We start from the raw sequence: 6,766 nt of genomic DNA on the forward strand, positions 1-6,766 counted from the left end.
TGATTTACACCATCATTTTAAAAGCAATCGAATGATTTTTTTGTGAAGTACCGCATCTACTTGGTGTGATTTTTCCCACAGGAATGAGAATAATTTTCAAAAAATCTTCAAAATATGATTCAGGTCACTTTGCCCTTCTTGTTGGGTTGATAAAATCATAGTAGAAACTTAATTGAAGGTAGAGGAGCAGATTAGTATGCATATATCCCAAATCAAGCAGCAGCTGAGTGAAGTACCTATTTTTAAGGAATTATCAGCTCAGGAATTGGATACAATCGTTGAAATTGCCCAGCCAAGGTTTTATAAAAATAAAATGTACGCATTTATGCAGGGTGATACTCTGGATCGGGTTTTTTTTATCAATTCAGGAAAAGTAAAGATTTATAAAACCGATTCATCGGGACGTGAACAAATTGTTTCAGTGCTTGAAACTGGTGAGATGTTCCCACACGCTGGTTTCTTCAGAAAGGGAGTATATCCTGCACATGCAGAGGTAATGGAGGATTCACAGCTGATAGTTATCCCTATCAGCAAATTCGAGGAAGTTCTTGTGGCTTACCCATTATTATCGATTAAATTGTTCAAGGTGCTGGGAGAGAAAATCGTAGACCTCCAGGCAAGACTCGAAGAGCAGATTCTGCATAATACGTATGAGCAAATCATCATGCTGCTGCTCCGCCTTTGTAAGACAAATGGTGAGAAAATGAAGCATGGATTTAAACTGACGACCCATTTTACGAATAAAGAGTTTGCTAATATGATTGGAACCTCTCGTGAAACAGTGAGCAGGACTATCAATTATTTAAAGAAGAAGGATTACCTCAGTGTGGATGACGATGGATGCTATTTAATCGACCATGAAAAGTTGCATCAAGAATTATTTTAATATGTTCTTTTACGAATTCCTCGTCAAGATTCAGTCAAAGCCAAACCTAAATTTTTTTATCATCTAATTATTTACGAAAAAGATTTTCTTAATTGTTAAGTGATGCACGTCACAGAAGAACTAATTGAAAATCAATATCATTTAAATAGATGAATTTACTGAGGAGCTGAGAGTAATGCAACAGAAAACGATTGAACTAGATGTAAGAGAGGACATCAATAACAAACTGGAACCCTTTCAAAAAATAATGGAGGCCATTTCAGAGCTGCAATTAAACGATATTCTCATTCTCCACGCACCATTTAAGCCTGTTCCTTTATATGGAGTCATGAAGGCTAAAGGCTTTGAGCATGAAGCCGAAAAGATTGCTGCAAAGCATTATAAAATCACTTTTACTAAAAAAGGAGGGAAATAGGATGATACTCGACAACCGGGGACTAGAACCTCCACAGCCTATGATGAGAACACTGGCAGCACTTGAAGATCTGGATAAGGGGCAAAAACTTGTAATCATAAATGATCGCAGGCCGATGTTCCTATTTGAACAATTAGATGAACTTGGATATATCTATTTGACCGAACAGCAGGACGATGGGAGCTATAAAGTTACTATTTCCCCAAAAGCGGGGTGATCACCATGTTAAACAAAAGCAACGGAAATGAAACAAATATCAAGCTGCCCTTCTCTTTTATTGCTTTTAGCATGTTCGCCATGGTTCTTTCACAGCTTCTCCTATTATTTAACGGGGAACAGTTAATATCCGGGACATACCGAATTCCAGCTATCTGGTCTGCTGCCCACTTGTTTGTACTAGGATGGGCCTTAATGGTCGCCATGGGCGCTTTGTATCAGCTTGTACCTGTTGCATTCTTGACTCCTATCTGGAATGAAAAATTTGGATTTGCACAATTTTTCGTGACCGCTATGGGGATTGCAGCATTCGCAGCTACTTTATACATTAGGCCGCAAGATGCATTGATTCCTGGAATCCTTACTTTAACAGGGATTTTAATGTTCCTTATCCAGATGTTCATGACGCTTAAAAGCCAGGCTAAACCAAATATACTCACTTTGTTCGTTGGTACCGCGCTTGTTTCCTTGCTGGCGACTGTCACACTTGGAATCTTGCTTGTCCTAAGTTTGAAGACTGGATTTGCTTCTGGCCATTACCAGGAAATTTTCAAAAGTCATATAGTCCTTGGTACTGCTGGCTGGTTTACACTTTTGATTTTTGGCTTTTCCTATAAAATGGTGCCGATGTTCTCGCTTTCTCACGGTTATTCAATGCAACCTGCAGTTTATATTTTCACCGTATATATGTCTGGCATTATGGCATTGATTTTATCATTTACTCTTTACAGCCACATGCTTCAAATAGCAGGAACGTTCCTGCTGTTCAGTGGCTTTATATTCTTTACATGGCATATAAAAAAGATAATCGAGAAGCGTGTGAAGAAAAAACTGGACCGCCCATTCATGTTCGCATTACTGGCAATTGTTTGGGGGGCTGTTATCCACTTTTTAGCTTTTGTAAGCAGTGCAGCGAGCTTGCTTCCTAAATTGGCCGGACCTCTCCTTTTTTTATATTTAATTGCATGGATTGCTTTCAGCATAATTGGTTACTTGTACAAAATCGTTCCATTTCTATGGTGGACACATAAATACAGCAAAGAGATCGGAAAACAAAAGGTCCCATCCTTAAAGGATATGATGGATGAGAAAATGGCCATACCGCTTTTCATCATTTTTACTGCCGGAACCCTTTTTCTCATGATTTCATTCGCAGCTGATTTTTTGAATTTATTTTATCTTGGCCAGGGACTGTTATTGACTGCAGCGGTATTATTCAGCATGACAGTAACCAAAGTGATACAAAAATAAGGAGGAATTATTAATGACTCAGTTAAAAACGAAAATCAGAGAAAATTTAAAAACAGTAATTGACCCAGAGTTAAATATTAACGTGGTTGATTTAGGCTTAATTTATGATATTGACATACCAGAACCACGCAGTGCCAAAATTCTGATGACCCTTACCACTCCCGGCTGCCCACTCCATGACAGCATCGCAAGCGGAATCAAATATTGCGTTCTTGGTATGGAAGAAATTGATCAAGCCGATGTTCAATTAACATGGGAGCCTGCCTGGACACCGGATATGATGACGGATGATGGAAAAAGGATGCTTCAAGGATTGTAAAAAGCCAAAAAAAGAAACGCTTGCGTAATCAAGCGTTTTTTTGTATTTATTTGAGGTTTGAAAGGCCAAATGACAATGCCTGGCGAAAGTTATTTTCTGCTTCCTGTAAATCGGCAATCTGAGCTTCATCTTCATTTCTTAAAGCTTCAGAGCTTGAAGTAAGTGCTTTTGAAATTCTATGGAAATCAATAAAAGAATAATTCATTGCCATCCCTCCAATCTTTCATAGATAAATGTATTTTATTCGCCAATCAAAAAAATTATTCCAGAAGAACAAGCTAAAAAAATATAAAAGCATTCACAAGAAAGATGGAGGCTCGCTTACACAGAGTTCACGTTTTTCATTGAGATACCCGCTATATAACAAGATGAACAGCATCAATCTTTACCTAATTTACCTTTCGCTAGTTAAACACTTCCATCAACGTTCAGCTTTAAAAGATACAATAACTTACAAAATCAAGAAAAGCCGCATCCTGATGGAGGCGGCTTCTCTTATTTAACATGATTTTTCATGAAAAAGAACCGTTTTACTTATCAACCCGTGGCGGACGCTTGCCCCAATATTGGTAATAGTCTGTCCGGATAAATCCATTGAAAAGCTTTCGCTTCTTTGTTGCTGGTTTTCCATAAATTTGTTCAAAGTCTTCATTTGATGTAAGGATATAGATGGACCAGGTATCAAGAGGAGCAAATGTCCTGCCCATTTCCTTGTACATTTCCTCCACAGCTTTTTTCTCACCAATTCGCTCGCCATATGGAGGATTGCCAACAATAACCCCGTATTCCTTTCTTGTCGTGAAATCCTGGACACGCATTTGCTTGAAGGAGATTAGGTCACCAAGCCCTGCCTCGAAAGCATTCTCCTCTGCAATCTTGACCATTCTGTGATCGATGTCCATTCCGCTTATATCTAAAGGCTGGTCATACTTCGCCAAATCTTCTGCCTCAGATCTGACGTCTTCCCAAATAGATTCCGGTATCAGGTTCCATCCTTCAGATACAAATTCACGATTGAAGCCTGGTGCGATATTTTGGCCAATCAAAGCTGCTTCAATTGGAATTGTGCCTGACCCGCAAAATGGATCAACAAATGGTTTATCAGGGTTCCAGTTTGTCAGCATGATCAAGGCTGCAGCCAGTGTCTCTTTTAACGGGGCTTCACCCTGATCTGTACGGTAGCCACGCTTATGGAGCCCGCTTCCACTTGTGTCGATTGTCAGCGTTACGACGTCTTTTAAGAGGGCGACCTCTATTTTGAACAATGGACCGTTTTCTTCGAACCACGTTGTTTTTTTATACTGGGTTCTCAATCGCTCAACTATCGCTTTCTTCACGATAGCCTGGCAATCCGAAACGCTGAAAAGCTTTGATTTCACTGATTTCCCTGATACAGGAAACTCTGCATCCTCTGGCAGAAGTTGTTCCCAGGGAAGTGCCTTTGTTTTTTCAAATAATTCATCAAAAGTATAGGCCTTGAATTCGCCTACTTTAATTTTTACTCTGTCAGCCGTGCGAAGCCACATATTGCTGCGAGCGATTGCAAGTGCGTCTCCCTTGTATGTAATCTTGCCGTTTTCAACTTCACATTCATATCCCAGGTCACGTACTTCCTTGGCAACAATCGCTTCTAGCCCCATTGCAGAAGTCGCGATCAAATCAAAGTTCTTCATAATTTCACCCTTATATCAAAAATAATTTTCGTATGTAACCTATGCTTAAAATGCCCAATACCATTAAATATACATAAAAAAAGCTCTCCTTGCAAAAGGAGGGCTTTAATAAACACTCATACAAATCCATTAATAACGTTCTGTAAGCCATGTTTTGTACCTTTGTACTGCAAACGACCATGAGTCTCGTACTCAGGTGGTAATCATCTATCTACAGATGATGAATCATCTGTCCTTCTCTTCGTTGAGTTCCTCCAAGAAGGTGCCCCTACCATCGTTTGGGTTTCTCGCTCGTGGGGTTTACCTCGTTCCACCCTTCCCATTTCTGAGAAGGCTCCGTCACTGTGGCACTTTTATAGGTATTCATGCCATATCGTTGCCGACTTAGGCATTTTCCCGGCCGTCAACCGAGTGTGACCCCGGCTGCCCTGGCTTATGAATTGGCCAGGCACGAACACTACAGGCATCTCAGCCTGTGCGAGCATGGACTTTCCTCTGCAGCAAAACTGCAGCGATTACCCGAACGTTATTAACAGCTTCATGAAGTATTATATTTAATATTGACATCAAATGCAATGGTAATACATTTCATAATCTAGCAGAAACTGGTTTAATCGTAGAGTTTATCACCAAATACATGTTTCTCAAGATTTGACAATCTTTTAAGAATATCAAAATTAGTAGTGCCTGCTGCTTGCGTACTTGGCCGGCGAGACGTTTCATCAAGCTGCTTTTTCAAGCGAAGATTATCCTGTTGCAATTCCTCTATCTCCTGCTGCATCAATTCATAATCTTTGATAATTAAATCAAGGAACTTATCAACATCTTCTGGCTTATAACCACGCATTGCTGTTTTAAATTCTTTTTCCAAAATATCTTTAGCAGTTAATTGTAATTTATCGGATAGCATTCCATTCACCTCAATATACCCCTATCGTCTAATTTATTTTTTCAAAAACACAGCGATTTGTCAATTTTTCTTTTCGTAAGCCTCATTATTTAACATAGTAACCATATTTCACATATTGAAAATCAGCCTTTAGATTAAAAATCTTTTCCAAATGAAGGTAGAAAAAGGATGATAACAATTACTACTCTTTTCTTTGGCTCTTTTATAGGTCAATACTGAATTTACGCCTGTTGTTTGGAGCGGATAGCAACAGTTAAGGTTAACAAGTTCATTTACCCAAATCAAAATTTCATATTATAACTCAATTCACTTTAAAATCCCTGGTTTCTTAATTGTTCTTCTTCAACAATCATTTGAAGATCATACATAGTAATCAATCTTACTTCATACTCGTTTGTTTCTCCAAATTTTATTGCTGTTTCATACATAAACTTGGGACTGCCTTCTTTTTCAGGTTCATACAGCAGAATCATCATGTCACTTTTTTCTACAAAAAACTGATTTTTCAGCCTGAACTGCCATGGCTTTTCATATGGTTTCCTTGATATCGAATCTACATGGTCCGCACCCGCTAGAATGGATTCATACCACTCTTTGTTAGCCTCTTTCCAAGTTTCTTCCTGATTTAGGAATGGAGTGAATACAGATAATTTCAGGTCTGGATATTCCTCCTGTAATTCTAACACAACTTCGCCTGCCCATAATTCTACACCAAGCTGCCCGCTGATCATTACCCATTCCAGGCCTTCCTCAACTAAAGGCAGCAAACTTTTTTTGATTGCAATTTTTATGTACTCAGCTGCAGGATGGTTACGTTGAAATATCCCAAGCTCAAATGGCTTATAGCCAGAAATAGCAGCGACTTTTACCATTATATCTCCTTCAGGTTTGATTTTCAGGGTATTTCGCAAATGCCATCAATAATGATTTTATCTATTCAATGTATTCCCGTGTTAGGTCACATATTAATCTAACCAGCGTAAATATTCTTGTTCATTCCCTGCATAAGGTTTTAAAAAAACAAGGGCTAAAAAGCCCTTGCAGAAGTTATTTTATCGTCCAAATCCCATTCCTGGTCCTGGTCCCATTCCCATGC

The 6,766-nt window shown here is 39.0% G+C and carries 9 protein-coding genes and 1 other RNA gene; 5 read left to right on the forward strand and 5 right to left on the reverse strand.

Annotated elements, in window-relative coordinates:
- Positions 1-196 precede the first annotated feature (196 nt).
- The 5 genes from V7201_RS04770 (at position 197) to V7201_RS04790 (ending at position 3,087) form a co-directional block, all read left to right on the forward strand.
- Positions 197-886, forward strand: coding sequence for a Crp/Fnr family transcriptional regulator (locus V7201_RS04770; RefSeq protein WP_335375639.1), 690 nt, complete (start codon positions 197-199; stop codon positions 884-886).
- Positions 887-1,061: 175 nt separating this feature from the next.
- A complete protein-coding gene (locus tag V7201_RS04775) occupies positions 1,062-1,301 on the forward strand; it encodes a DUF2249 domain-containing protein (protein WP_335375640.1) in 240 nt (79 codons plus the stop codon).
- Between the two features lies 1 nt (position 1,302).
- Positions 1,303-1,518: a DUF2249 domain-containing protein gene (locus tag V7201_RS04780; RefSeq protein WP_335375641.1), complete on the forward strand. Its 216-nt coding sequence runs from the start codon at positions 1,303-1,305 to the stop codon at positions 1,516-1,518.
- A 5-nt stretch (positions 1,519-1,523) separates the two neighbouring features.
- Positions 1,524-2,768 carry a hypothetical protein gene (locus V7201_RS04785; RefSeq protein ID WP_335375642.1) on the forward strand — a complete coding sequence of 415 codons (1,245 nt, stop codon included), beginning with the start codon at positions 1,524-1,526 and terminating at the stop codon, positions 2,766-2,768.
- Positions 2,769-2,781: 13 nt separating this feature from the next.
- Positions 2,782-3,087, forward strand: a complete 306-nt coding sequence (locus V7201_RS04790) for a metal-sulfur cluster assembly factor (protein ID WP_335375643.1) — start codon at positions 2,782-2,784, stop codon at positions 3,085-3,087.
- Between the two features lie 46 nt (positions 3,088-3,133).
- On the opposite strand, the gene V7201_RS04795 is transcribed toward V7201_RS04790, so the two are convergent.
- The 5 genes from V7201_RS04795 to V7201_RS04815 all read right to left on the reverse strand — a co-directional run bounded on the left by V7201_RS04795 (position 3,134) and on the right by V7201_RS04815 (position 6,542).
- Positions 3,134-3,292, reverse strand: a complete 159-nt coding sequence (locus V7201_RS04795) for a hypothetical protein (protein ID WP_335375644.1) — start codon at positions 3,290-3,292, stop codon at positions 3,134-3,136.
- A 325-nt stretch (positions 3,293-3,617) separates the two neighbouring features.
- Positions 3,618-4,760, reverse strand: coding sequence for a THUMP domain-containing class I SAM-dependent RNA methyltransferase (locus V7201_RS04800; RefSeq protein WP_335375645.1), 1,143 nt, complete (start codon positions 4,758-4,760; stop codon positions 3,618-3,620).
- Between the two features lie 138 nt (positions 4,761-4,898).
- Positions 4,899-5,287, reverse strand: an RNA gene (rnpB, locus tag V7201_RS04805) — RNase P RNA component class B.
- A gap of 83 nt (positions 5,288-5,370) precedes the next feature.
- Positions 5,371-5,670 (reverse strand): cell division regulator GpsB, encoded by a 300-nt coding sequence (gene gpsB, locus V7201_RS04810; protein WP_335375873.1) that lies wholly within the window; start codon positions 5,668-5,670, stop codon positions 5,371-5,373.
- Between the two features lie 311 nt (positions 5,671-5,981).
- A complete protein-coding gene (locus V7201_RS04815; RefSeq protein ID WP_335375646.1) occupies positions 5,982-6,542 on the reverse strand; it encodes a DUF1273 domain-containing protein in 561 nt (186 codons plus the stop codon).
- Between the last annotated feature and the right edge of the window lie 224 nt (positions 6,543-6,766).

Source organism: Bacillus sp. JJ1122 (assembly GCF_036964885.1).
In the GTDB taxonomy this organism is placed as follows: Bacteria; Bacillota; Bacilli; order Bacillales; family Cytobacillaceae; genus Mesobacillus.